This window comes from Streptomyces sp. JL2001 (genome assembly GCF_050917515.1).
Classification (GTDB): domain Bacteria; phylum Actinomycetota; class Actinomycetes; order Streptomycetales; family Streptomycetaceae; genus Streptomyces.
Window position 1 is genome coordinate 7,192,889 of the sequence record NZ_CP169421.1, and the last position, 24,541, is coordinate 7,217,429.

Below are 24,541 nucleotides of genomic sequence, written 5' to 3' on the forward strand. Positions count from 1 at the left end.
GCGGCAAGTGTCCCCCCTGGTGGGACGTCAATGACCCGGCGTGATCCATAACTTCGGCACCGGAATCGAGAACCGCCCCGGTACGGAAGGACCACGCCATGGCGTCCCGCCCGCGCAGCCGTCGGCTGCGCCGCACCCTGCTCGCCGCCCTCGTCGCCGCCTCGGTGGCGGTGCCCACCGTCGGCGCCGCCGGCCCGTCCGCCGTCCCCGCACCCGCGCCCGCCCCGCTCGGCCCCCTCTCGTTCGCCGACCCCGGCGCCCTCGCCGCGCGGTACGACGCCAACCGCGCCGCCGTCCGGGCCGCCGAGGTCATGGCCGAGGCGCACGGCGACCGCGAACGCGCCGCCACCCTGCGGGCCATGGCCGGGGAGGACCACCGGCTCCTCTCCTTCGACGGCCGGGACGGCGGCCGCAGCGTCGAGGTGTTCGGCGACCTCGCCGGCGCCACCCGCATAGCGGTCCTCGTGCCCGGCTCCGACACCCGGCTCGACAGCCACCGCTTCCGGTCCGGAGCCGCCGCGCTGCAACGCGAACGGAGCCGCGGGACCGCCGTCCTGGCCTGGCTCGGGTACCGGACCCCCGCCACCCTCAGCGCCGCCGCGGCCACCCCCGGGCGCGCCGAGGAAGCCGCCCCGCTCCTCGCCGCCTTCGTCCGTGAACTGGCCGCCGCCGCACCGCGGGCACGCCTCACGCTGCTGTGCCACTCCTACGGTTCCGTCGTCTGCGCCAAGGCCGCGGACGGCCTCCCGGTCGCCGGCCTCGTGCTCTACGGCAGCCCCGGCACCGGCGCCGACCGCGCCGCCGGCCTCGGCACCCGGGCCACCGTGTGGGCCGGCCGCGGCACGGACGACTGGATCGCGCACGTTCCCCACGTCCGAGTCTCCCTGGGCCTCGGGGAGATCGGCTTCGGCACCGACCCCGTCGCCCCGCGGTTCGGCGCCCGCGTCTTCGACGCCGGCCCCGGCGGCCACAGCGACTACCTCCGCCCCGGCTCCGTGCCCCTGCGGAACATGGCCCGGATCGTCGCGGGAGCGGAGCCGACCGATGCGTGACCTCGCCCGCCGGATCGACGCCGCCACCCCACCCGGCCGCGACCGGGCCCTCGACGCCCTGCGCGCCCTCGCCATCGTCGGCGTGGTCCTCGGACACTGGCTCGTCACGGCCCTGACCAACGACAGCGGCACCCTACGGGCCGTCAGCCCCCTGAGCCGCCTGCCCGAGTTCACACCGGTCTCCTGGGTGTTCCAGACCCTGGCCGTCTTCTTCCTGGTCGGCGGACGGGTCGCCGCCGCGAGCCACACCAGCGCCTTCGCCCGGGGCACGTCCTACCGTGACTGGCTGACCGCGCGCCTCGGCCGGCTGTTCCGGCCCGTGGCCGTCCTCCTCGTCGTGTGGGCCGCGGCGGCGTTCGCGATGACCCTGAGCGGGGTGCCCTGGCAGACCGTGCACACGCTGGGCAAGCTCGTCCTCTCCCCGCTCTGGTTCCTGCTGGTCCTCGCCGCCCTCACGGCGGCGACCCCCCTGGTCGCCCAGGTGCACCCGTTGTGGCCGCTCGCCGTCGTGCTGCACGTCGACGTGATCCGCTTCGGCCTCGACGGCCCCGAAGGGCTCGGCTGGACGAACGTGGCGGCCGGCTGGCTCGTCCCGTACTGCCTCGGAGCCCTGTGGGCGCGGCACGGCATCAGGAAACGGGCCGTCGGATGGGCCCTGCTGGTCACGGGCACCGTGGCCACCGTCCTGCTCGTCCTCGTCGCCGGCTACCCGGCGTCCATGGTCGGCGTGCCCGGCGCGCCCGTCTCCAACCTCAACCCGCCCACGCTCGCCGCCGTCACCTTCGGCCTCGCCCAGTGCGGCGCCGCCTTCCTGCTCGTCGGCCCGCTGCGCCGGACCCTGCGGCGGCCCGCCGTCTGGGCGGCCGTGGCCCTCCTCAACCTCAGCGCCATGACGGTCTTCCTGTGGCACCAGACCGCGATGATGGCCGTCACGATGCTGGGCCTGCTCGTCGGCGGACCGACCGGGCACGGCCCCCTGACCGGCCTGCACACCGTCCCCGAAGGACACTCCTGGATCCTCGCCCGGCTCGCCTGGCTGCCGGTGTTCGCGCTCGCCCTGCTCGCCTGCGTCGCCGTCTTCCGTACGTACGAGACGGGCGGCCGCCGCCGCTCCCGAGCGCGGCGACCCGCTGCGAGAAGGCAGGTACGACGTGCATAGGGTGGACGCGACCGACAAGGGGGAACGGGTGGGGGACGGTGACGGGCGGGCGCCGGGCGCCGCCCTGCGCAGGGCGGCGATCAGGCTGCGCCGCGACCTGTGGACGACGGCCCGCGACCCGCTGCCCCGCCAGACCTGGTTCGGCTGGCTGCCGCACGGACACCTCGTGCTGCTCGCCACCATCGCGGGCATCGCCAAGATGGCCGAGTACGCCGAGGCGATCGACGTCCTCAGCGCTCCCGTCGAACTGCTCGTGGTCCTCCAGGCCGCCTCCCTCGTCCTCGCCCTGAGCCGACCGGTGCCGGCCTGGTGGCTGTCCACGCTCAGCCTGTTCCTGACCTCCGAGCTCACCGACGCGACCGTCGGCGTCGACATGCTCTGGCCCTGGAGCGTCTGGGGCATCGTCGTGCACACCTTCGTGGTGCTGCTCCTCGCGCTGCGGGTCCCTCCGTACGTCACGGCCGTCACACTCCTCCTCACCGTGCTCTCCGGGATGGGCAGCGCCGCCGTGCCCTCGGGCATCGTGCACAACGAGGACGTGGTCGGTGGCACCCTCGCCTTCGCGATCGCGGCGGTCGTCGGCGCGTCCCTGCGCCTGAGCCGGGTCGCCCGGAACAAACTGCTCGAACAGGAGGTCCTCACCGCCGAGGAGCGGGCCCTGCGCACCGTCCTGGAGGAGCGCGGACGGATCGCCCGGGAGCTCCACGACGTCGTCGCCCACCACATGTCCGTGATCTCCATCCAGGCACAGGTGGCCCCCCACCTCGTCGAGAACCCCTCCGACGAACTGCGGGAGAACCTGGCGGGCATCCGCCAGAACGCCGTCGAGGCCCTGACCGAACTGCGCCGCGTCCTCGGCGTCCTGCGCGCGGAGGACCCGTCGGCCGACTCCGTACGGCACACCCCGCAGCCCACCCTGGACCGGCTCGACGAGCTCCTCGACAACGTCCGCGCCGCCGGACTGTCCGTCGACACCGCCACCAGCGGCGAACGCCGCCGGCTCTCGCCGGGCGTCGAACTGTCCGCCTACCGCATCGTCCAGGAGGCGCTGAGCAACGCGATGCGGCATGCGCCGGGAGCCCCGGTGCGGGTGGAGACCGGGTACCTGCCCACCGGGCTCACCCTCCGGATCGCCAACACCCCGGCCACGCGCCCCGTCGACCCGGCGTCCGCCCCGCTCTCCCCAGGACTCGGCCACGGGCTGCTCGGCATGCGGGAACGCACCGCCATGCTGGGCGGCGAGCTCGTCGCCGGGCCGACCCCGGACGGCGGCTACGAGGTGACCGCCACCCTGCCCCTCGACACCCCCAAGGACGGCACATGACCGGCGGCACCATCCGTGTCCTCATCGCGGACGACCAGATGATGGTCAGACAGGGGTTCACGGTGCTGCTCAACGCCGAGCCCGGCATCGAGGTCGTCGGCCAGGCCGTGGACGGCGCCGACGCGGTGACCAAGGTCGCGGAACTCGCGCCCGACGTCGTCCTGATGGACATCCGCATGCCCGGCACCGGCGGCATCGAGGCCACCCGGATCCTCACCACGGCCGCCGGCGCCACCGTGAAGGTGCTCGTCCTGACCACCTTCGACCTCGACGAGTACGTCTACGAGGCCCTGCGCGCCGGTGCCTCGGGCTTCCTGCTGAAGGACGCCTCCGCCGACGAACTCGCCGAGGCGGTACGGGTGGTGGCGCGCGGCGACGCCCTCCTCGCCCCGGACCTCACCAAACGTCTGATCCTGGAGTTCTCCCGGCTCAGCGCCACCCCGCGCAGCCCCCTCAAGGACCGCGTCGGAGTGCTGACGGAGCGGGAGACGGAGGTCCTGACCCTCGTCGCCCAGGGCCTGTCGAACGCGGAGATAGCGACGTGTCTCGTCGTGGCCGAACAGACCGTCAAGACCCACGTCAGCCGCATCCTGGTCAAGCTGGGACTGCGCGACCGCACCCAGGCGGCCGTCTTCGCCTTCGACACCGGCCTCGTCCGCCCGGCCGGCCACTGAACGCCGCCGCCGCGCCGTGACCGCGCCCCCGGGGGCCGGACCCGGGGTGCGCGGCGGCCGCGCACCCCGGATCCGCGGACCGTCAGACCGCCGGCGGAACCCGGGACGGGCGACCCGAGCCGCGCGTCAGGGTGTAGCCGCCGATACCGGCGAGCGCGCCGAGCACACCGCCCACCGCGGTCCAGATCCAGCGGTCGGACCACCAGCCCGAGGACCAGCCGTCCTCGGGCGAACGTGCCTCCACCGCCGACGGCTTCGCGGTGTCCGCCTCGGACTCGTCCCCGGTGGTGGCGCCCGGCACCAGCGGCGCCGCGAGCGCACCGTCGGCGGCGTACGCGCCCCCCTTCTCGGCGGAGACCGCCCCGATCCGCGCGGTGAACGACTGGCCGAGGTCCTCCTCCGGGAGACCGGTGGCCGTCAGCCGCACGAAGTAGCTGCCCGGCAGCGGGTCCTCGTCCCAGGTCTCCGCCCAGGGCCGGACCGTCCGCAGGGTGCAGGTCAGCTCGACGGACGCGGCGTCCTTCGCCGCGGTGCGCGACTGCATCCCGTACATGCACGGCTGACGGCGCCGCAGTCCGTCGTAGACGTCGACGCGCCAGGTCGAGGCGCCGTGCCGCAGGGCCGCGTCCGGCAGGGTCACGGTGGCCCGTACCGTCGGACGCTGCCCGGTGTCGGCGGGGAACACCCAGTAGAGGTAGGCGCCGGTCGAGGCGCTCGCGGTGGCCTCCTGACCCTGCCGGAAGAAGGCGGCGTCACGGAAGCCGGTGCCGGCGCGCGTCGGCCCCGCCCCGGCCCCGGCGCTCGCGCTGCCGCTCGGCGTCGGGGAGTCGGCCAGCGCGGGGGCCCCGACGCCCAGGAGCGCGGCGCCCGTCAGCAGGGCGGTGGTGAGTGTGCGTACGGTACGCATCAGTTGGTCCTCCAGACGGCGACGCGCCAGCGGGACAGCCAGCCCCACAGCAGACCGCCCACGAAACCGGCCAGTACCAGCACGCCGAGCAGCCACCAGCCGCGGCCGAGCCCGAAGGCGGCGACGTCGGAGGCCTCGTCGGGCGCGTCGACCAGGTCGACGGCGAGCTCGATCGGCATGCCCGGCGTCGTCTTGACCGACGGCGGTGCCGAGAAGGAGTTGCTGACCTGGAGGCACACGGTCTCGGCCGCGGGCTTCTCACCGTCGATGTCGTCCCGGGGAGCCTTGGGGTAGCGCAGGCCGGTCGAGATCAGGTCCGTCCGTCCGTCGCCGGCCTCGGAGCCGCGGACGATCTCACGGCCGTGCACGGTCACCGCGCGCAGCAGCACGCCGTAGTCGTCGTTCACGGCGCGGTCGGCGGACACGCTCACGGAGGCACGCAGCTCCTGACCGGGCAGGACGTCCACCCGGTACCAGCGGTGCTGGCCGAAGGTCTCGCGGTCGGTGTACAGGCCCGGCTTCAGCACGGGCGCGTCGGCGCACCGCCCGGCGCCCGCGGCGGCGATCGGCGTGACGACCGGGTCCGCGGCGCGGTCCACCAGTTCGCGGACGCGGCCGGAGAGTTCCTCGGTGTGCTTGACCGAGGTGTACGTGCCGCCGGTCGCCTCCGCGATGCAGGTCAGCTGCTGACGGGTCTTGGCGTCCGGCACCAGGCCCAGGGTGTCGATCGTCAGATGGATGCCCTTGGCCGCGATCTCCCGCGCCACCTCGCACGGGTCGAGCGGGGCGCAGGTGTCCTCGCCGTCGGTGATGAGCACGATCCGGCGGGTGGCGTCACCGCCCTTGAGGTCCTCGGCGGCGCCGAGCAGGGCCGGGCCGATCGGGGTCCAGCCGGTGGGCGCCAGGGTGGCGACGGCCGTCTTCGCCTCGGTCCGGTCGAGCGGGCCGACGGGGTAGAGCTGACGGGTGTCCTTGCAGCCCTTCTGGCGGTCCTGTCCGGGGTAGTCGGCCCCGAGGGTCCGTATGCCGAGCTGCACCTCTTCGGGGACCGCGTCGAGCACCTCGTTGAACGCCTGCTTGGCGGCGGCCATACGGGACTGGCCGTCGATGTCGCGGGCCCGCATCGAGCCGCTGACGTCGAGCACCAGCTCTACCTTGGGGGATTCCTTGGCCGCCGGTTCGTCGGCGGCGGCGCCGGTCGGGACGAGCCCGACGGCCAGTGCGGCGAGCAGCGCACAGGCCCCGGTCGCCAGCCGTTTTCTCGTGATCATTGGCGGATCGTATGGAGGATCTTCCGACAATCCAAAACGGCCTCGTGGTGACCCTTCCGGGCAGCCGTCAGGAGACGGTCGCGGCCTCGTCGCCACTCGGGTGCTACGGGGATGTCGTGCCGATCTCGTCCGGCCGTCGGCGGCTTCCGCGCGCCGGGACACCACCGGCGCCCTGGAGCAATTCCTGGAATGCCGCACCTCGTGGTGAGTGGGGCCGTCGGGCGCTGCTGTGGAAAAGGCGTGGCTGCCCGTCAATCGTGATGCGACGATCAGTCCGCATCGTGATCCACATCCGCGTCCCGGAGGTCCGCATGGACATCGCCCCTCTGCTGCCGATGACCACGCGCCGGTTGTCGCTGCGTCTGTTCACGCCCGGCGACGCCGACGACCTGTACGCCTACCAGAGCCTGCCGAGCGTGGCGCGCTACCTGTACCGGCCGCCGCACACGCGGGAGCGCAGCGAACAGGTTGCGGCCGAGCGCGCGGCGCGCGCGGTCTGGTGCGCCGACGGGGACAAGCTGGCGCTCGCCGTGTGCCGACGCGATGAGCCCGGCCTTCTCGGCGAGGTGACGCTCACCCTGGCCCATGCCCGCGCCGCCCAGGCCGAGATCGGCTGGACTCTCGACCCACGTCACGAGGGGCACGGCTATGCGACCGAGGCGGCCCGGGCGCTGGCCGGGTTCGCCTTCGACAGGCTGGGCGTGCACCGGCTCTACGCACGGCTGGATGTGGAGAACACCGGGTCTGTGCGGGTCTGTGAGCGCCTCGGGATGCGTCGGGAGGCGCACCTGGTCGAGAACGACCTCGACGGCGATCGCTGGGGCAGCGAGTACGTCTACGCGGCGCTGGCCGCGGACATGGGCGGTCGATCGGGCAGGTGACCTCCGCAGCCGGGCGTGGGCGACGACCTGGCGGTGCGCGGCGCGGCGCTCGCCTCCGGGGCGAGCGACGTCAGCCGTCCCGCCCGTTGCCGCACCGGCGCCCCTGCGCGCGCCTTCCACGGTCGACGGAGGTCCGCGAGCGGTCTGCCCTCGGGAATCCCGAAGGTGTCAGTCCTCCGCGGCCAGGCGCCGTACCTCGGCCAGCGCCTCGCCCACCGCTGCCGGGATGTCCGTCACCGGGAACCGCGCGTGCCGCACCGTGCCGTCACGGTCGACGACCAGCACGGTCCGTTTCAGTCGCAGGAGTTGTCCGGCGCGGAAGGTGGGCAGGCGCAGGGCGGCGGCGAGGCGGAGGTCGACGTCGGAGAGGAGGGTGAAGGGGATGTCCTCCTGGCTCGCGAACACGCGCTGTTCGTCGGGGCGTTGGGTGCTGACGCCGTGCACCTCCGCGCCCGCGGCGCGGAAGTCCTCGTAGGCGTCCCGGAAGAGCCGGTTCTCCAGCGTGCAGCCGACGGTGCCGGGGATGTGTGACCAGCCCTCCGGCAGGGGGCCGGGGCTCCCGGTCGCCGGATAGCAGAACAGGACGGTGGCCACGCCGCCGGCCACCGGGTCGACCGGCGCGCCGTCCCGGTGACCGGGCAACCGCAGGCGCGGCAGTCGCCGGCCCGTCAGGTCCGCGACGCGCCGTGCCTCCGCGCTCGTCTCGTCGGCGGTGCCGGTGAGCGAGCCGTCGCCGAGGAGCCAGCGGTCGGCCCAGTCCTGCATCGACAGCAGGACCGGCAGCAGCCCCCGGCCGCTCTCGGTCAGCCGGTACTCGTGCCGCGTCGGCCGCTCCTGGTACGGGACCTTCACCAGCACCCCCGTCTCCACCAGGTGCGCCAGCCGTTCGGTGAGCACCTTCCGGGAGATGCCCAGCTCCTCCTGGAGCACGTCGAACCTGTGGTGCCCTCGGGCGGTCTCCCGGATCAGGAGCAGGCTCCACCAGTCGCCGACCACCGACGCGGCCTGCGCGATCGCGCAGGCGGCGTCCCGCTCGGGAACCGACCTCGTCACTGCGTCTCCACTTCTGCGCGCACGGCGGCCGCTCGTCGGGACCATCTTGCGCGACGAGGTCGGTTCCGGATAGAAACTCACCTGAACAAGTGAGTTCCCAAAAGAGACTAACAAGACCCGGGGGGTGGGCCGTATGAGCGGACCACAAGCGATCCAGGAACACGACCGACGCGACGACGAACGGGAGACCTCATCGCCGGGTGTCTTCTGGCGCTTCTGGGCCGCCGCCACCGTCAGCGGCGCGGGCACCGCCGTCACCGCCCTCGCCCTGCCGCTCGTCGCCCTCACCGTCCTCGACGCCACCGCCTTCGAGGTCGCCCTGCTCGCCGCCGCCGGGCAGGTCTCGTGGCTGCTGCTCAGCCTTCCGGCGGGTGTCCTCGCGCAGCGCGTGCCGCTGCGCCGACTCCAGGTCACGCTCGACCTCGTACGGTTCGCGGCGCTCGGATCGCTGCCGCTCGCCTCGTGGATCGGCACGCTCACGTATGCGCACCTGCTGTTCGCGGCGCTCGTCACCGGCTCGGCGACCGTGCTGTTCGACATCGGCAACTCGACCTTCCTGCCCGCCGTCGTCCCGGCCCGGCAGCTGGCCGCCCGCAACAGCGTCATGTCGGGCACGCACGCCGTCACCGACACCGGCGGCCCCTCCCTCGGCGGTGTCCTGATCGGCGCGACGGGCCCGGTCGGCGCGCTCGTCGTGGACGCCGCCACCTACCTGGCCTCCGCCGTGCTCCTGCGCACCCTCCCCGAGAGCCGCCCCGCGCCCCGCACCGGCGAGAGCGCACTGCGGCTGATGCGCGACGGATGGAGGTACGTCACCAGGCACCCGGTCATGCGCCCCTGCATGATCTGGGCGACCGCCGCCAACTTCCTCAACGCGGCCCTCGTCGCCCTCACCCCCCTCTACCTGGTCCGCGGGGCCGGACTCGACTCCGTTCAGCTCGGTCTCGTCCTCGCCATGGACGGGGTCGGCGCGCTCGCCGGCGCCGCCGTCGCGGTCCGCGTGACCACGCGCCTCGGCACCGCGCGGGGCGTCATCGTGGCCGATCTGGCCGGCGGCTCGCTGCTTCTCCTCGCCCCGCTGACCACGTCGGCGGGGGACGCGTACTGGTTCGCCCTGGGCAACGCCGGCTTCGCCTTCGGCACCGTCATCGGTTCGATCACCACCCGCACCTACCGGCAGACGCAGTCGCCCCCGGAACTGCTGTCCCGCGTGATGGCCACCGTCCGCTTCGTCTCCTGGGGCGCGATGCCGCTCGGCGCGCTGACCGCCGGCCTCCTCGCCACCCGCCTCGGCGCCCACACCGCGCTCTGGACCGTCTGCGCCGCCGCACTCCTGCCCCCGCTCTACCTCTTCTCCACCAAGGTGGGCCGCCACCGCGACCTCATCTGACGCCGGGGCGCGCTCAACGGTGCTCGGGGTTCTCGAAGTCGAACCGGCAGCCGGCGTCCCACTCGGAGCGCTGGTTTCCGTGGGCGGGGATGCCGCCGGTGTCCCGGAGCATCCTCGCCAGGTGGAGCTGGTTCCAGGTCATGAAGGTCGTGTTGCGGTTCGTGAAGTCGTTGTCCGGCCCGCCGGAGCCGGGGTCGAGGTACGACGGACCCGGGCCGGCCTCCCCGACCCAGCCCGCGTCCGCCTGCGGCGGAATGACGTAGCCGAGGTGCTGGAGGCTGTAGAGGACGTTCATCGCGCAGTGCTTGGCGCCGTCCTCGTTGCCGGTGATCAGGCAGCCCCCCACACGACCGTAGTAGGCGTACTGGCCGCGCTCGTTGAGGATCGACGAGCAGGCGTACAGGCGCTCGATCACCTTCTTCATGACCGAGGAGTTGTCTCCCAGCCAGACAGGTCCAGCCAGGGTGAGGATGTCCGCGGCCATGACCTTCGAGTAGATGACGGGCCACTCGTCGGTCTCCCAGCCGTGCTCCGTCATGTCGGGCCACACGCCGGTCGCGATGTCGAGATCCACCGCTCGCAGCACTTCGACCTCGACGCCCTGGCGCTCCATGATCCCGCTGCTGATGTCGATCAGCCCCTGCGTGTGGCTCCGCTCCGGCGATCGCTTGAGCGTGCAATTGATCACCAGGGCGCGGAGACCACGGTAGGACGTGTCGGTGTCGGTCATGGATGCTTTCCCCTGTGGACGAGTGGGCGGGTCGGGCGGCGAATCACGCCCGGTTGCCGACGTCGATGGGGCTCCGGGTCGGGCCGGCCGATAATCCCGTCCACTCTCTCGCCTCGTCGGACGGAATGACCGGGCACCACGCCAGTGCTGACGAAGTCGCCCACCCGATCACCCGCGTGGCGTCATGTCCGGCCAGGCGGCCAGGCGGCCGAACGCACGACGCCCGGCCGCGGGGGCCGGGTGTCGTGCGCTGCCATGCCCGGCCGTGCGCCGGGGCCCGGCGCCGGACCTCCGGATTCATCGGTGGTCCGGCGCACGGTCTCGCTACCAGATCGCCTCGACCCACTCCGGGTGGTCGATGAAGGGGTTCCGGTTGCCCTGGTAGGTGCCGAAGATGATGTCGTTGCGCCGCTGCTCGAAGGCGCTCGGCGGATCCTGCTCGTTCCACTGCTTCAGGACCGAGAGACGACCGTGGTAGGGGACGCTGCCGTTGGTGGTCGAGTCGTTGGGCTCCAGGTTCGCCCAGGCGTCGTCGCCCTCGTAGCGGACGGCCATGTACAGGATCATGCGGGCCACGTCGCCCTTGTCGGCGTTGCGCGGCTCGAAGGAGTTGCTGTCCGTGTAGCTGCCCGTCGCGCCGCTGACCGGGCTGCCGCCGTTGTCGAAGTCCTTGTTCCCGCGCGTGCTGTTGACCTGGACGTCCGCCGGCCGCAGGTGGTGGAGGTCGGTGCCGGGGCCGGCGGAGGTGCCGAAGTTCCCGTGGGACTGGGCCCAGACGTGCTCACGGTTCCAGTCGCCCACGTCGCCCCCGTTCAGGGACTTGCTCCGCGAGGTGCCGCTGTACAGCAGGATCACGTTGCTGCTGTTGGCGGGGTCCTGGTCGGTCACCTTGAGGGCGTTCCAGACGGCGTCGTACGAGATCTTCGTCTGGGTCTTGATGATCGTGTGCAGCGAGGACTTGAGGCTCGTGCCGGTCTTGCCTATCGCGTCCTCGTAGTACGTGGCGTCGTAGGCGGTCGTCGCGGCGGCGACCTGGGCCGGGGCCGCGGACGGCGCGGCGCCGGCGGCGGCCGTCGCGGGGGCGAAGCCGGTGCCGAGGAGCGCACCGAACGCGGCGAGGACGGCGAGGGCGCGAGGGGATCTGCGGATTCGGGACATCCGTCGTTCCTCCATGGGGGTGAGGGGTGGGCGGTACGTCTGAGGGGGCGTGCGGGAACCCACTCTGCGCGCGTAGAACGTCGTCGCACGGACGTCCGAGCGCCGCGCGCTTGAACGGTACATGACCAGTTGGTGCCTATGGAATGCCCTGCTCCGCAGACGAATTGAAGACACCGGGCCGGAAACTGTCCGCGCGCGGTCCTCGTCGGTCTCGCCCGGCCGCGGACCACCGACCCCACCGCGGCGGTGCGGACCCTCAGAGCCGTACGTGCGCCGCGATCGGCAGGTGGTCGCTCCCGGTGCCGGGCAGGGTCCAGGTCCTCGTGACCACCGCGCCGCGCGTCAGGACGTGGTCGATGCGCGCCAGGGGCAGACGGGCCGGCCAGCTGAACGCGAACGCGTCCCGGCCGGCCCCCACCAGCGACGTGACGGGCCGCAGGCCCCGGTCGTCGATCGTGCCGTTGAGATCGCCGGCGACCAGGACCCTGCCGTCCGCGTGCTCCGCGGCGATCGCGTCCCCGAGCCGCCGCGCGCTCTCGTCGCGCCACCCCGTGGCGTACCCCTCCGTCGCGCGGACCCGGACCGACGGCAGATGGACCACGTACGCCGTGAGATCGCCCCGCGGGCCGGTCACCACGGCGCGCAGCCCGCGCTCCCAACCGTCCGCCACCGCACGCGGCCTGATGTCCACGCGGCCGGCGTCCCGGAGCGGATACCTCGACCACAACCCCACCGAGCCCACCGTCGCGTGATGGGGGTGGGTGGGGGCGAGCGCCGCGCGGTAGACGGGCAGCCGCTCCGGCGTCAGCTCCTCCAGCGCGACGAGGTCGGGGGACGCGCCGAGGAGGATCCGCACGGCCCGGGCCGGGTCGGCGTTCTCGTCGCTCACGTTGTGCTGCACCACCGTCAGATCGTGCGGGCCGTCGCCCGGCGAGGGCGGCAGCACCGACCGGAACGCCCAGGCCCACACACCGAGAAGCAGCACGCTCGCCACCACCGCGACGACCGAGCGGCGTACGGCGGCCACGACGAACCCGGCCAGGGCCACCAGCCCGAGCCACGGCAGGAACGTCTCCAACAGGCTCGTCGCGTTCCCCGGCAACCGGGGCAGCCTGTCGTGGCCCAGCAGCAGCCCCGCGGCCACCACCGCGACGGCGGCCGTCACCGCCCCGCGCGGCCACCGCCCCCGCGCCCCGCCCTCGATCTCGCCCACGCCGCTCCCCTCCGTCCCTCCGTCCCGCCTCGGGCCCCCGCCCGGCCGCGACGCCGTACGCCCCGCCTTCGGCAGGGACGCCCGGCACGACGAGCCAGTTCCGGGGGGCCGGCGCCCGCGCGGCCAGGAGGGCGCGGGGCGGCCGTACCCGCGTGGCTCGTGCACGTGACGGCCGCCGCCGAGCACCCCTACAGCACCACGACTCCGAGGGGCCGCTCGCCGGCCGCGACCCGCCGCGTGTCGCCCGAGGCGAGGTCGACGACCGTCAGGCCGTCCCAGGAGCCGTCGCGCGTGAAGCCGCCGGTGACGTACGCCGTCCGGCCGTCCTTCGACACCGCGACGTTCTCGTGGGGCCCGTCCAGCGGGATGATCCGCTCGGTGCCGTCCGGGCGGCGCACGGTGAGCGACGCGCCCTGGTCGGAGGCCGGGTCGACGGGTCCCGTGCCCACGACGAGGAGCGTGCCGTCCGGCGTGACGGTGGCCCCGTGCTGGTGGGTGTCGGCCGTCATCGCACGGATCTCCGTCCGCCCGGTCCGCGGGTCGACCTCGGCCAGCCGTTCGCCCTCGAACGGCAGCAGCAGTCTGCCGTCCGAGGGCCGGACGACGGCGTAGTGCGGCTTCAGCCAGGAGCCGAGACCGCCCTCGGTGCCGTACGGCGCGACCTCGATGCGCCGCGTGCCTCCCTCGCCGCCCGCGGTCGCCGCCGGGACGACGGTCACGTCGAAGGAGTCGTGGTTCGTCACGTACACCTCGGCCCCGTCGCGCGAGACGTCCACGTCGAAGGGGCGCCGGCCGACGGGAACGGTGCCCGTCACCGTGAGGTCCCGGGTGTCGACGATCTCCAGCGTGCCGTTGCCGCCGGGGACGTTGACACCGACGTACGCATGCGCGCCGTCGGGGGAGAGGGCGATGCCCATGCCGCCGCCCCGGTACTCGCCCGTCGCGACCGGACCGGAGTCGGTGGCGTACGGCACGAGCGCGATCCGCTCGCGCGTCCGGGTGTCGACCACCGCCACGCCTTCGGCCGTGGCCACCCAGGCGCGTCCGTCGGCGCCGAGCGCCAGCCCGTAGGGCGCCGTTCCCACCCGCACGGAGGCGATCGCGCCCTTCGCCGGGTCGACGAAGGTGACGGTGTCGGCGCCGAAGTCGGCCACGAGCAGCGTCCCGGCGGGGTTCGTGACGGGCCGGCCGGCCGGAGGAGGGGGCCCCTCGGCCGGCGCCGGCCGGGCCGACGTCGCGGGAGCGGACGCGGGGGAGGCCTGGCCGCCGGCGTCCGCTCCGGGCGCGCAGCCGGTGATCAGGGCGAGGACCGCCGCCGCGGGCACGAGGAGCCGCGGCGACGCCCGCCGCCGAGCGGGGCAGGCCCGTGCGGAAGGGCGCGATCCCGGGGTCATCGGGTGGCTCCGCGGCCGGGCGCGGTGGCGCGCGCCGACGCCGCCTCCAGGAGACCGGCGATCGTGCGGAACCCGCGCCGCCGGGCGTGGGCCTCGGGCGTGGTGCCGTCGTGGTCCGCGAGCAGGGGGTTCGCCCCCGCCGTGATCAGGAGTTCCACGATCTCCTGGTGGGGGAGGCCGCCGTCGCCGAGGATCACGGCCTCCAGCAGTGCCGTCCAGCCCAGTCGGTTGACGTGGTCGACGTCGATGTCGGTCTCGTGCAACACCGCCCGTACGTACGCGACATGCCCGCGCTCGGCGGCGGGGATGAGCGAGACGCCGCCGAACCGGTTGGTGAGCGCGAGGTCGGGGCCCGCCGGCAGCAGTGTGCGCATCATGGCGACGCTGCCGGTGACGCCGGTGACCAGCCACGGCGAGTCGTGGCAGTCGTCCTGGGCGTTCACGTCGGCGCCCGCGGAGACCAGGACCCCGGCCACGGCCACGTGGTCGGCGCGTGCCGCGAGCAGGAGGGGCGTACGGCGTTCGTCGTCGCGGCACTCGACGTCCGCGCCGGCGGCGAGGGCCGCGCGCGCCTCCGCGACGTCCCCGCGTCGGGCCGCCGCCAGCAGAAGCCGGTCGTTCGTGTGCATGGACGTTCTCCTTCTGGCCGCCGAGGGGACTGCGCGGGAGGCGGGACGGGTCCGCCTGCCGTACTCCATCCTGGGTCCGCCGCGGACCCGCCCCGGTCGGCCCGGCGGCCGGGAACGGGGCACCGACCGGCCGACCCCCGGGTCGTCCGATCGGACGACCCCACGTCGGCGCGGCCCGGTGTACGGGCCCGCCCGGCGGCGCGCACGGTCACCTCGGTGGGACGGACTCGCCGAGGGGGTCCGGACACCGCGCGGTCCGCGCCGGCCGACGCGGTGCGCACGGTGGGGCCCATCCGCCCGGAAGCGGCGCACGGTGGCCCATCCGCCCGCGCCCCCCGGAAAACCACTGTCGGCACGGCTCCGCCGCAGGTGACAATGAGTCACCACGAACCAGGAGGAACCCATGAGCCAGGGCACCCTGACTCTCCACGAGCTGCTGCCGTCGCGGGATCTCGCGGCCGCGCTCGACGCCGGGCACGTCACGCGGAAGTCGCACCCCGAACTGCCGCTGTCGATCTACACCTACACACGGGCCTGCCAGTACGAGCAGATCTGGAACCAGGTCACCACGCGCTGCCGCGGCCTCGTCGCCGACGACGCCACCGGTGAGATCGTCGCCCTGCCGCTGCCGAAGTTCTTCAACCTCGGCGAGCACGAGACCGGCCGGCCGTACGCGCCCGCGCTGCCCGACGAGCCGTTCGAGATCTACGACAAGGTGGACGGCAGTCTCGCGGTGGTCTTCCACTACGCGGGCCGCTGGCGTGTGGCGTCCAAGGGTTCCTTCATCAGCGCCCAGGCGACCTGGGCACAGCGCCGTCTCGACCGGGCCGACACCGGCGCGCTGACCCCCGGGGTGACCTACCTCGCCGAGATCATCTACCCGCAGAATCGTATCGTCGTGGACTACGGCGACCGCCGGGACCTGGTGCTGCTCGCCGCGATCGGCGCGGACGGCACGGAGGTCCCGCTCGCCGAGGCCGCGTCCCACTGGCAGGGCATCGGCTCGGTCGTCACCGTCTGGCCGGCCATGACGATCGGCGAACTGGTCGAGCTGACCGAGTCGAACATGCTGCCCGGCGGCGCCACGGCCACCGGCACCGACGCCGAGGGCTTCGTCCTGCGCTTCGCGTCGGGCGTACGGGCCAAGGCCAAGCTGTCCGAGTACGTCAGGCTCCACAAGGTCCTGACCGGCGTCACCGAACGCGACATCTGGCGCAGCCACGGCATCCAGCGGTTCGCCGGCATGTCCGCGAAGCGGCTGGCGCAGGGGCTGGGCTGCTCCCTGGCCGAACTCGGCGGGATCCGGGCCGACGGCGGCCGGCCGCTGGACGCCCTCCTGGAGCAGGTGCCGGACGAGTTCGACACCTGGGTGCGCGGGGTGATCGCCCGCCTGGAGGACGAGGCGGCGGCCCGCGAGCGCGCCATCGAGGACGCCTACGCGAGCCTCGCCCACCTCGCGGACGACCGCGGCGCGTTCGCGAGGGCCGTCAAGACCCTGCCCGCCGACGACGGCATCCGGTCGGCCATGTTCCAGCGACTCGACGGACGCCCGGTCGACCTGCTCGTCTGGCGCGCCGTCAGGCCGCGTACGGCCGACCCCTTCACCACAGACCAGGAGAACTGACCCCGTGCCCGTAGTACACGTCATGACCGGGCTCCCCGCCTCGGGGAAGACCACCGCCGCCCGGCGACTGCAGGCCGAGGCCGAGGGCCGGATGCGCCGCGTCAACCTCGACGACCTGCGCACGATGCTCGACGTCCCCGCCCCCGAGCGCGGCCGGTCGCACGCCCACGAGCAGACGGTCCTCGACATCCAGGACGCCGCGGTCCGGTCGGCCGTCGAAGGCGGCTTCGACGTCGTCGTCGACAACACCCACCTGACGCCGCACATCCCGCGGCGGCTCAAGGCCGCGGTCACCGGCCTCGAGACCGACTTCGTCGTGCACGACTTCACCGACGTGCCGGTGGACGAGTGCGTACGCCGCGACGCGGCCCGCGAGCGCCCGGTCGGCGAGGAGATCATCCGCCTGCTCGCCGACAAGCACGCCAAGGCCACCCGCGGCGGCTGGCGGCTGACCGCCGAATGGCTCGGCGCCCGCCCGGGCGTCCGTCCCTACGTCGCCGACCCGGCGCTGCCGTCCGCCGTCATGTGCGACATCGACGGCACGCTCGCCCTGCGCGGCGACCGGGGCCCGTACGACTTCACGCGCTGCGACCTCGACCTGCTCAACGGCTCGGTCCGCGACGCCCTGCGGGCCTTCCGCCACGCCGAGAACGACACGATCGTGCTGTTGTCCGGCCGCAGCGAGGACCACCGCGCACTCACCGAGGCGTGGCTGGCGCGCCATCAGATCCCTTACGACGAGCTGTGGATGCGGGCGTCGGACGACGGCCGCAGCGACGACATCGTGAAGGCGGAACTCTTCGACGCCCACGTGCGCGACCGGTACGCCGTCCGCGTCTCCCTCGACGACCGCGACCGCGTGGTGGCGATCTGGCGGCGCATGGGCCTGCCGACCTGGCAGGTCAACTACGGCAACTTCTGACCGGACCGCCCCGCCCGGGCCCTCGTGAACCGGGCGGCGAAGGGCCACCTCGGCCGGCGCGCACGGCGGCCGAGGCCCGGGCCGGTTCCCCGCCGTTGCCCCGGGGCGCCGTCGTGTCCCGGGAGGCCGGGGGACAGGAGGGGCGCCTTGCGCCGAGCCTGCGCCTGGATCTCGTGGTGCGACTCGTGGGCCGTCACGCGGAACGCCTCGTCGTACGCGGCCATGGCCGCGGTCAGGGCGGCCCCGGCCGTCCCACGGCGTCTGACGTGGCGGGCCAGCAGGCCGAAGCAGCCCATGACCAGGGCCACGGACACGGCGAGGACGAGGAGCGGCACGAGGTCACGCATGGCGACGACCCTACGCCCGGCACTGCGGGGCGGTCAGCGCGGCGGCGACACAGGTCGCCGGACGCCCCGCGGATCCGGCCCCGCCGCCGGGACACCGCTCATCCCAGGTGCGGGGCGCGGCCCGGCGCGAGGACTTCGGCGAGCCGGGTCATGACGAGCTCGGCGGTGTTGCCGCCGGGCGTCCGCCGGCCCTCGGTCGTCGCCACCGCGATGGCCAGACGGTCGGCGGGCAGATACGCCTGGACGGCGCTGTAGCCCGAGAACGAGGGGTTCTGCACCACCCAGTCGTCGACGACGAGCACCCCCGTGCCGTAGTGGGTGGCCTCGGTGTTCTTCAGGCAGACCGAGGCAGGACACGTCGAGGTGGGGCCGCCGAGGCCCACCGTGCCGGGATCGAGCAGTGCGGCGCGGCTCCGGGAGGAGAGGAGCGCGCCGGAGCCGACGCCCGCGGCGGACCGGGCCAGGTCGCAGATGTCGGTGGTCAGGACCGCGCCCGGAGCGGTCGTCCACGAGGGGTTCCAGTACGTGGAGTCCTCGTACGAACCGTCCTGCGTGGTGAAGGCGTGCAGGACGGGGGAGGGGATCTCGGGCGTCGCCGCGGCGCGGGTCTCGTGCATGCCGAGCGGGTCGAGGACGCGCTGCCGCAGCAGGACGTCCAGTCGCGTCCCCGTGATTCTCTCGAGCGCGGAGCCGAGGATGACGGAGTTGGCGCGTGACCGGCTCCAGTTGGCGCCCGGCGCGTACAGCAGCGGCTTGCCCGTCGCGCGTGCCACGAGCTCCTCGGACGTCCACTGCCGGAAGGGGTTGTCCTCCTGTGCCGCCAGGAACGCCGGGTCGGTCGAGTAGTCGACGAGCCCGGACGTCGACGCGGCCAGCATGCGCAGCGTGATCCGGTGCGCGTACGGAAGGTCGGGGAGCCATCGCGAGACGGGGTCGTCGAGGCGTACACGGCCCTCGTCGACCAGCCGGAGGAGGGCCGTTCCCATGACGGCGTCGGCGACCGCACCGGCCCGGAAATGCTGGGCGGGCACGGCCGGAACTCCGGCCATCGACTCACCCAGTCCGGTGGTCACGAGCTCCTTGCCGTCCACGGTCACGCGCAGGAGCACGGCCGCCAGGTCCAGCTGCTTCCTGGCCTGCTCGGCGATCCGGACCACGTCCGCGGCCTGCCAGCCGTAGGGGAGAGGGGAGTTGACGCACGGAGCCGGTACGGCGGGGGCCGGCGCGCCCGCCCGAGTCGCGGCAGCCGCCGCGCCCGGCTCGTGCGTGCGCGGCTCGTGCGTGCCCGGGCGCATCGCCGCCGGGGCCGGGCCCGCTGCCTGGACCCCGGGTGCGGCGCCCGTTGCGAGACCGGTGGCGAGAAGGGCGCCGGTGCACAACAGCGCCGCGATGCGTGAACGTCCCATGCCCGCAGTATCGGCAGGTCAGGGCCCGTGAACGGGGCAGCCCGTGCCGAGCCGCGCGGGATGTCACCCGTCAGGTCGCCTCCGGGCGAGGCCCCTCTCCGCGGTCCCGAGCGGCCTCGTCGCACGGCCCCGGACCCTTCGCCCTGCGCACCCCCCGGTGGCGCCGTCTACCCTGGGTGTATGGGCACTGACCTGGTCAGACTGTTCCTCAGCGGAGACGTGATGCTCGGCCGGGGAATCGACCAGATCCTCCCCCACCCCGGCGATCCCGCCCTCTCCGAGGGGTACGTGAGCGACGCGCGGACCTACGTGTCGCTGGCGGAGACCGTCAACGGCCCCGTCCCGCGACCCGTCGGCCCCGGATATCCCTGGGGCGAGGCCCTGGACGCCCTGGACCACGCGGCGCCCGACGCCCGGATCGTCAATCTGGAGACCGCCGTGACCGGCGACGGGGCTCCGGTTCCCGGCAAGGCCGTCCACTACCGGATGCACCCCGCCAACCTGCCCGCCCTCGCCGCCGTCCGGCCCGACGTCTGCGTACTGGCGAACAACCACGTCCTGGACTACGGACACGGCGGTCTCCACGACACCCTGGACTCCCTGAGCGCCCTGGGCCTGCGCACCGCCGGCGCGGGGCGCGACGCCGACGAGGCACGCCGCCCCGCCGTCGTCCCCCTGCCCCGGGGCGGCCGGGTGCTCGTCCTCGCGCTCGGCCTGTCCTCCAGCGGCGTGCCGCGCGACTGGGCGGCCACCGCGCGCCGCGGCGGGGTCGACTTCGCCGCCCGGGCGGACGACCGCACCGCCGCCCGGCTCGCGGCCCGGGTACGGGGCGAGAAGGGGCCCGGCGACATCGCCGTGGTCTCCCTCCACTGGGGCTCGAACTGGGGCTACGCCCTCCCCGCCTCCCACATCGCCTTCGCCCACGCCCTGATCGACGGGGGCGCCGACATCGTGCACGGACACTCCTCCCACCACCCCCGCCCCCTGGAGGTCTACCGCGGCAGACTCGTCCTGCACGGCTGCGGCGACCTGATCAACGACTACGAGGGCATCTCCGGCTACGAGGAGTACCGCGACGACCTGCGGCTGCTCCCCGTCGCCTCGGTGACCCGCGACGACGGCCGGCTCCGGGAGGTGCGCCTCATCCCCATGCGGGCCCGGCGCCTGCGGCTGGAACACGCCTCCGGCCCGGACGCGCGCCTGCTCCACGACGTACTGGCCCGGATCAGCCGGCCCCACGGCACCCGGATCACGCTGACCCGGGACGGAACACTGACCGCCCGCCCCGCCCTAGACGCCCCCTAGGGGGCGTCCACGCCCCGAGCGGTGCAGGGAGACGAGCAGATCATGTACTTCACCGATCGCATCGACGCCGGCGGGCAACTGGCGGCCCGCCTGGACCACCTCAAGGGCCGTGACGTCGTGGTCCTGGGGCTTCCGCGGGGCGGCGTGCCGGTGGCCGCGCAGGTCGCCGACGCCCTCGACGCGCCCCTCGACATCTGCCTCGTCCGCAAGCTGGGCGTCCCCCACCAGCCGGAACTCGCCATGGGCGCGATCGGCGAGGGCGGTGTCCGCGTCCTCAACGACAGCGTCGTGAGCGAGACCGGCGTCTCCGGCCGTGACCTGGCAGCCGTCGAGGAGCGCGAGCGCGACGTGCTCGAAGCACGCGCCCGGCGCTACCGCGGGCAGCGCGAGCCCACCTCGCTGCGCGGCCGGACGGTGCTCGTGGTGGACGACGGCCTGGCGACCGGTGCCACCGCGCTCGCCGCCTGCCTCGTCGTCCGCGCGCGGGGCGCCGCGCACGTCGTCCTCGCGGTGCCCGTCGCGCCCCACGGATGGCCGGAGCGGGTCGGCGACGCGGCGGACGAGACGGTGTGCGTGCACGAGCCGGACTTCTTCTACGCGATCGGCCAGTTCTACACGGACTTCTCCCAGACGTCCGACGAGGAGGTCCTCGGCGCGCTGGAGCGCCACCGCGCCGGCCCGGCTCCGGCGGCGGACGTCGGGGCCTCGCCGGACGCACCGGCCCCCTCGGACGGCCGGGCCTCCTCGGACGGCCCGGGGCTGGAGCCCGGCGCGTACGACGTGCTCGTCACGGCCGGCGACGTGCGACTCGACGGCCGGCTGTCCGTGCCGCCGGGCGCCACCGGGATCGTCCTCTTCGCGCACGGCAGCGGCAGCAGCCGGCACAGCCCGCGCAACCGTTCCGTGGCCGAGGCCCTGCACCGCGCCGGTCTGGGCACGCTGCTCTTCGACCTGCTCACCGACGAGGAGGCGGCGGACCGCGCCAACGTCTTCGACACCCCGCTCCTCGCCGGCCGCCTGACCGCGGCCACCCGATGGCTCCTCGCCCGCCCTGGAGGCGACCGCCTCACGGTCGGCTACTTCGGCGCCAGCACCGGTGCGGCCGCCGCGCTGTGGGCCGCGGCGGAGCCCGCCCCGGACATCGCCGCCGTCGTCTCACGCGGCGGCCGGCCGGACCTGGCGGGCCCCCGGCTGGATCGCGTACGGGCTCCTACCCTCCTCATCGTGGGCGGCCACGACACGACCGTGGTCGAGCTGAACGAAACGGCCCTGCGGCGGCTGCGCTGCCAGAACCGCCTCGTCGTCGTCCCCGGCGCCGGCCATCTCTTCGAGGAACCCGGCACGCTGGAACAGGTCGGCACCCTCGCGGCGGACTGGTTCCGCGACCACTTCGGAGCGCCCGCCGAGGGATCCTGACCCTCCGTCGGTTCGGGGAGGCCGCGAACGGATCACGCCCCTGCGGGCGGACGCACGCCTCCGTCCGTCCGGGAACGGGTGCCGCGAGGACCCGAACCACCGCCGGCCGCTGCCCTGGACGGGTGAGTGTGCCGCTCCGGAAGCGGGGGAAGGCGCGGATCGGGTACGGATCCCGCGTTGCCCGCCTCTCTCGTGTCGGAGGATGCTGCCCCATGCCCGTCCGCCAAGCCGCGGCCTACGCGCTCGTCAGCAGCGTGTGCGTGCTCGCGCTGCTTCCCGGCTGCACGCGGGAGCCCTCCGCACCCGCCGGCCGCTCCGACGCCGCGAACCCGGCGGCCCCCGCGCCCGGACCGCCGGCGACACCGGCCGACCCCACCCCCGTCGACCGCATCCCCGGGGTGGGCCCGCGGACCAAGGCGGCCATCCCGGACGGCACCGCCCAGGCGCTGGTGGTGACGGGCCGCACGCTCGACACGAACACGTCCACGGCGGTGCTGTACGAACGCGACGCGACGAACCGCTGGCGCCCGAAGGCCGGGCCGTGGCCCGCGCACAACGCGCTCAGGGGCTGGACGAACGACCACTCCGCGGGCGATCTGCGTTCCCCGATCGGGGTGTTCCGGATCGGCGACGCCGGTGGTCGGCTGCCCGACCCCGGCGCACGGCTGCCCTACGACCACGACGAGGCGTTCAGCGTCCAGGGCACCGGCTTCGCCGGCGAACCGCTGGAGGGCTCCTTCGACTACGTCGTCGCCATCGACTACAACCGGGTCCCCGGCACGACCCCGTTGAACAAGGAACGCCCCCTCGGCGCGGAGAAGGGCGGCGGCGTCTGGATCCACGTCGACCACGGCGGCCCCACCCAGGCCTGCATCTCGCTCGCCCGGGAGGTGATGCCCTCGTTGCTCCGCGCGCTGGACCCGGCCAGGGAACCCGTCATCGTCATGGGCCCCCGGGACGAACTCGCCCGGTGACGACACGCCGGGCGCCCCGGCCGGCATCGGAACGGAAGCGTGCCCTCCGTGACCCTGATCGGTAACAGTCCCCCGGCCGAGAGGAGTTCGGCGCGTCCGCGGGGCAGACTCCGCGAGTCGGCCCGATCGGGCCGTGCGGACACACGGGGGAACACCATGATCACTGCACGCGAGCGCGGGAGGACCTACGCCCTGGGGGCGTTGGTGATCGCAGCGCTCCTCGCCGGCACCGCCTGCGAGGCGGGCGGAACGGACGACGGTGCGAGCGGCGGGCCGTCCGGCCCGCCGAGCGCGACCGGATCCACCGAGCCCGGCGCCATCGGCAGCGGCACCCCGGAGCCGAGCGGCAGTCCGGCGAGCCCGAGCGGCTCGCCCGAGGCCGGCGGCTCCGGTACACCGGGCGGCACCGGGCAGGCCGCCGCGCCGGCCTGCGCGGACCCGGACCTGTCGATCACCACGTCGTTCTGGCAACGGGACTCGGGTCAGCACCTGCTCATCACGGCCACCAACGCCGGCGGCAGGACCTGCACCCTCTACCACTACCCGTACGTCGGGTTCGGTGAGAACGCCGACACCCCGATCGGCCCGATGGAGTCCAAGCCCAGGGCGATCGCCACGATCAAGCCGAAGCAGAAGGCGTACGCGGGCGTGCGCCTCTTCCGGGCGGGCGAGGGGACCGTCACCGTGGAGTCGTTCGCCCTCGGCTACCAGGACCGCGCCCTCGGCAGCAACCGTGACGTCGCGTCGCTCGACATCGCCGTGTCCGGCGAGGTCGACTTCCTGAACGTCGGCCCCAACCCCCTGGTCACGTACTGGAACACCGATCGTGGCGCGATCGAGGACTTCCTGTTCAGGTCGGGCAGGGGCTGAGGCCCGGGTCAGGGCCGTGCCCTGTCGGGATCCGGTCGCCCGGGGCCGGGCGACCGGACGGCCGGTTCCCGTGGATCGGGCGTGCGCCTCCGCCCGCGCGGAGGTGCACGCCTGTGCGCGGGCGACAGCGTTCCGCCCGGCCGAACCCGGTCGTCCTGCTCAGCCGCCCGGCCGGCGTCAGGCGCGGCGCCGCGTGGGCAGGGCCGCCGCGATCAGCGAGACGAGGAGGGCGACCACGCAGAGCGCGGCGACTCCCAGGGCGGCCAGGTGGAAGACGGTCAGCCAGGTCGCGGGCTTGCCGTAGGCGCGCTCGCCGAGAGCCTTCGCCTCACCCGTGAACGAGAGGGAGCCGTCGCTCCCGCGCTGGACGTCCTCGGAGGAGGCGAACAGCGTTCCGGTGTGCGCCTGTCCGTCGGCGGTCCAGCGGGTGCCCTCGCACTTGGCGCTGCCGTCGTCGCCGATGGTCTCGATGCGGCAGGAGCCGGGCAGGTCCACGGTGACGGCGGTGCCGAGGGCGTAGGCGGCGCCCCAGCCGACCGGTTTCTGCGAGGCGCTCCCGACGAAGCAGAACAGCCCGACGGCTATGGCTCCCAGCACCAGACACGCGCTCGCACGCTGCTTGAGCTTCTCCCCACGTCCTTGCATGACAGCCCCCACTTGGTTGTGTGCACGTCAATATCCGGGCTGCGGCAGGCCGTTGATGGCCGGTTCCCGCCCCCGGTGTGTCGCGCGTTTGTACCGCACCCGCAGGTCGCCCGACAAGGATCCGTGGGGCCTGAACGGGCCCACCGCCGACGACCCCTGGGCACCGCCGTCCCGGCCACCCGCCACGAAGATCAAAT

General features: G+C 74.1%; 23 protein-coding genes. 12 read left to right on the plus strand and 11 right to left on the minus strand.

What is annotated here, in order from left to right; translation table 11 throughout:
• Positions 1–98: 98 nt before the first annotated feature.
• The 4 genes from ACE1OA_RS32125 to ACE1OA_RS32140 are packed head-to-tail and all read left to right on the plus strand — an operon-like array spanning position 99 to position 4,209.
• Entirely contained in the window at positions 99–1,052 is a 954-nt protein-coding gene (locus ACE1OA_RS32125; protein WP_432753789.1) for an alpha/beta hydrolase, read from the plus strand.
• Positions 1,045–2,211 carry an acyltransferase family protein gene (locus tag ACE1OA_RS32130; RefSeq protein ID WP_432753790.1) on the plus strand — a complete coding sequence of 389 codons (1,167 nt, stop codon included), beginning with the start codon at positions 1,045–1,047 and terminating at the stop codon, positions 2,209–2,211. Before ACE1OA_RS32125 ends, ACE1OA_RS32130 begins: the two co-directional genes overlap by 8 nt.
• A gap of 1 nt (position 2,212) precedes the next feature.
• Entirely contained in the window at positions 2,213–3,535 is a 1,323-nt protein-coding gene (locus ACE1OA_RS32135) for a sensor histidine kinase (RefSeq protein WP_356607009.1), read from the plus strand.
• Positions 3,532–4,209, plus strand: coding sequence for a response regulator transcription factor (locus tag ACE1OA_RS32140; protein ID WP_361315973.1), 678 nt, complete (start codon positions 3,532–3,534; stop codon positions 4,207–4,209). The genes ACE1OA_RS32135 and ACE1OA_RS32140 overlap by 4 nt, the downstream gene beginning before the upstream one ends.
• 82 nt (positions 4,210–4,291) lie before the next feature.
• Here the strand turns inward: ACE1OA_RS32140 and ACE1OA_RS32145 are convergent, their stop codons facing one another.
• Both ACE1OA_RS32145 and ACE1OA_RS32150 read right to left on the minus strand, forming a co-directional pair.
• Positions 4,292–5,116 carry a hypothetical protein gene (locus ACE1OA_RS32145; RefSeq protein WP_432753791.1) on the minus strand — a complete coding sequence of 275 codons (825 nt, stop codon included), beginning with the start codon at positions 5,114–5,116 and terminating at the stop codon, positions 4,292–4,294.
• The gene (locus ACE1OA_RS32150) at positions 5,116–6,387 is read right to left on the minus strand and encodes a VWA domain-containing protein (RefSeq protein ID WP_356607015.1); all 1,272 of its coding nucleotides are present in this window, start codon (positions 6,385–6,387) and stop codon (positions 5,116–5,118) included. The genes ACE1OA_RS32145 and ACE1OA_RS32150 overlap by 1 nt, the downstream gene beginning before the upstream one ends.
• A gap of 311 nt (positions 6,388–6,698) precedes the next feature.
• On the opposite strand from ACE1OA_RS32150, the gene ACE1OA_RS32155 reads away from it, so the two are divergent.
• The gene (locus ACE1OA_RS32155; protein ID WP_432754118.1) at positions 6,699–7,268 is read left to right on the plus strand and encodes a GNAT family N-acetyltransferase; all 570 of its coding nucleotides are present in this window, start codon (positions 6,699–6,701) and stop codon (positions 7,266–7,268) included.
• Between the two features lie 168 nt (positions 7,269–7,436).
• On the opposite strand, the gene ACE1OA_RS32160 is transcribed toward ACE1OA_RS32155, so the two are convergent.
• On the minus strand, positions 7,437–8,321 hold the full coding sequence (locus ACE1OA_RS32160; RefSeq protein WP_432753792.1) for a winged helix-turn-helix transcriptional regulator: 885 nt from the start codon (positions 8,319–8,321) through the stop codon (positions 7,437–7,439).
• 133 nt (positions 8,322–8,454) lie between these two features.
• On the opposite strand from ACE1OA_RS32160, the gene ACE1OA_RS32165 reads away from it, so the two are divergent.
• Positions 8,455–9,711 (plus strand): MFS transporter, encoded by a 1,257-nt coding sequence (locus ACE1OA_RS32165; RefSeq protein ID WP_386542436.1) that lies wholly within the window; start codon positions 8,455–8,457, stop codon positions 9,709–9,711.
• Between the two features lie 13 nt (positions 9,712–9,724).
• Here the strand turns inward: ACE1OA_RS32165 and ACE1OA_RS32170 are convergent, their stop codons facing one another.
• The 5 genes from ACE1OA_RS32170 to ACE1OA_RS32190 form a co-directional block, all read right to left on the minus strand.
• Complete coding sequence (locus tag ACE1OA_RS32170; RefSeq protein WP_432753793.1) at positions 9,725–10,441, minus strand: flavodoxin family protein; 717 nt, start codon at positions 10,439–10,441, stop codon at positions 9,725–9,727.
• A gap of 324 nt (positions 10,442–10,765) precedes the next feature.
• On the minus strand, positions 10,766–11,599 hold the full coding sequence (locus ACE1OA_RS32175) for an endonuclease I family protein (protein WP_432753794.1): 834 nt from the start codon (positions 11,597–11,599) through the stop codon (positions 10,766–10,768).
• A gap of 256 nt (positions 11,600–11,855) precedes the next feature.
• Positions 11,856–12,812 (minus strand): endonuclease/exonuclease/phosphatase family protein, encoded by a 957-nt coding sequence (locus ACE1OA_RS32180; RefSeq protein ID WP_386542438.1) that lies wholly within the window; start codon positions 12,810–12,812, stop codon positions 11,856–11,858.
• 188 nt (positions 12,813–13,000) lie between these two features.
• Entirely contained in the window at positions 13,001–14,206 is a 1,206-nt protein-coding gene (locus ACE1OA_RS32185; protein WP_432753795.1) for a hypothetical protein, read from the minus strand.
• A complete protein-coding gene (locus ACE1OA_RS32190; protein WP_384874513.1) occupies positions 14,203–14,835 on the minus strand; it encodes an ankyrin repeat domain-containing protein in 633 nt (210 codons plus the stop codon). Before ACE1OA_RS32190 ends, ACE1OA_RS32185 begins: the two co-directional genes overlap by 4 nt.
• Positions 14,836–15,238: 403 nt before the next feature.
• On the opposite strand from ACE1OA_RS32190, the gene ACE1OA_RS32195 reads away from it, so the two are divergent.
• On the plus strand, positions 15,239–16,459 hold the full coding sequence (locus ACE1OA_RS32195) for an RNA ligase (protein WP_432753796.1): 1,221 nt from the start codon (positions 15,239–15,241) through the stop codon (positions 16,457–16,459).
• Positions 16,460–16,463: 4 nt separating this feature from the next.
• The gene (locus ACE1OA_RS32200; RefSeq protein ID WP_356607033.1) at positions 16,464–17,381 is read left to right on the plus strand and encodes an AAA family ATPase; all 918 of its coding nucleotides are present in this window, start codon (positions 16,464–16,466) and stop codon (positions 17,379–17,381) included.
• Here the strand turns inward: ACE1OA_RS32200 and ACE1OA_RS32205 are convergent.
• Positions 17,366–17,728, minus strand: a complete 363-nt coding sequence (locus ACE1OA_RS32205) for a hypothetical protein (protein ID WP_432753797.1) — start codon at positions 17,726–17,728, stop codon at positions 17,366–17,368. The two genes, ACE1OA_RS32200 and ACE1OA_RS32205, sit on opposite strands and share 16 nt — an antisense overlap.
• A gap of 98 nt (positions 17,729–17,826) precedes the next feature.
• On the minus strand, positions 17,827–19,134 hold the full coding sequence (locus ACE1OA_RS32210; RefSeq protein ID WP_432753798.1) for a serine hydrolase domain-containing protein: 1,308 nt from the start codon (positions 19,132–19,134) through the stop codon (positions 17,827–17,829).
• A gap of 180 nt (positions 19,135–19,314) precedes the next feature.
• On the opposite strand from ACE1OA_RS32210, the gene ACE1OA_RS32215 reads away from it, so the two are divergent.
• The 4 genes from ACE1OA_RS32215 (at position 19,315) to ACE1OA_RS32230 (ending at position 23,699) form a co-directional block, all read left to right on the plus strand.
• A complete protein-coding gene (locus ACE1OA_RS32215) occupies positions 19,315–20,439 on the plus strand; it encodes a CapA family protein (protein WP_356607039.1) in 1,125 nt (374 codons plus the stop codon).
• Between the two features lie 42 nt (positions 20,440–20,481).
• Entirely contained in the window at positions 20,482–21,855 is a 1,374-nt protein-coding gene (locus ACE1OA_RS32220) for a phosphoribosyltransferase family protein (RefSeq protein WP_384874524.1), read from the plus strand.
• A gap of 212 nt (positions 21,856–22,067) precedes the next feature.
• Positions 22,068–22,829 (plus strand): hypothetical protein, encoded by a 762-nt coding sequence (locus ACE1OA_RS32225; protein ID WP_356607043.1) that lies wholly within the window; start codon positions 22,068–22,070, stop codon positions 22,827–22,829.
• A gap of 156 nt (positions 22,830–22,985) precedes the next feature.
• Positions 22,986–23,699, plus strand: a complete 714-nt coding sequence (locus ACE1OA_RS32230) for a DUF4232 domain-containing protein (RefSeq protein ID WP_384874527.1) — start codon at positions 22,986–22,988, stop codon at positions 23,697–23,699.
• A gap of 177 nt (positions 23,700–23,876) precedes the next feature.
• Here the strand turns inward: ACE1OA_RS32230 and ACE1OA_RS32235 are convergent, their stop codons facing one another.
• Positions 23,877–24,344, minus strand: a complete 468-nt coding sequence (locus ACE1OA_RS32235) for a hypothetical protein (RefSeq protein ID WP_356607047.1) — start codon at positions 24,342–24,344, stop codon at positions 23,877–23,879.
• Between the last annotated feature and the right edge of the window lie 197 nt (positions 24,345–24,541).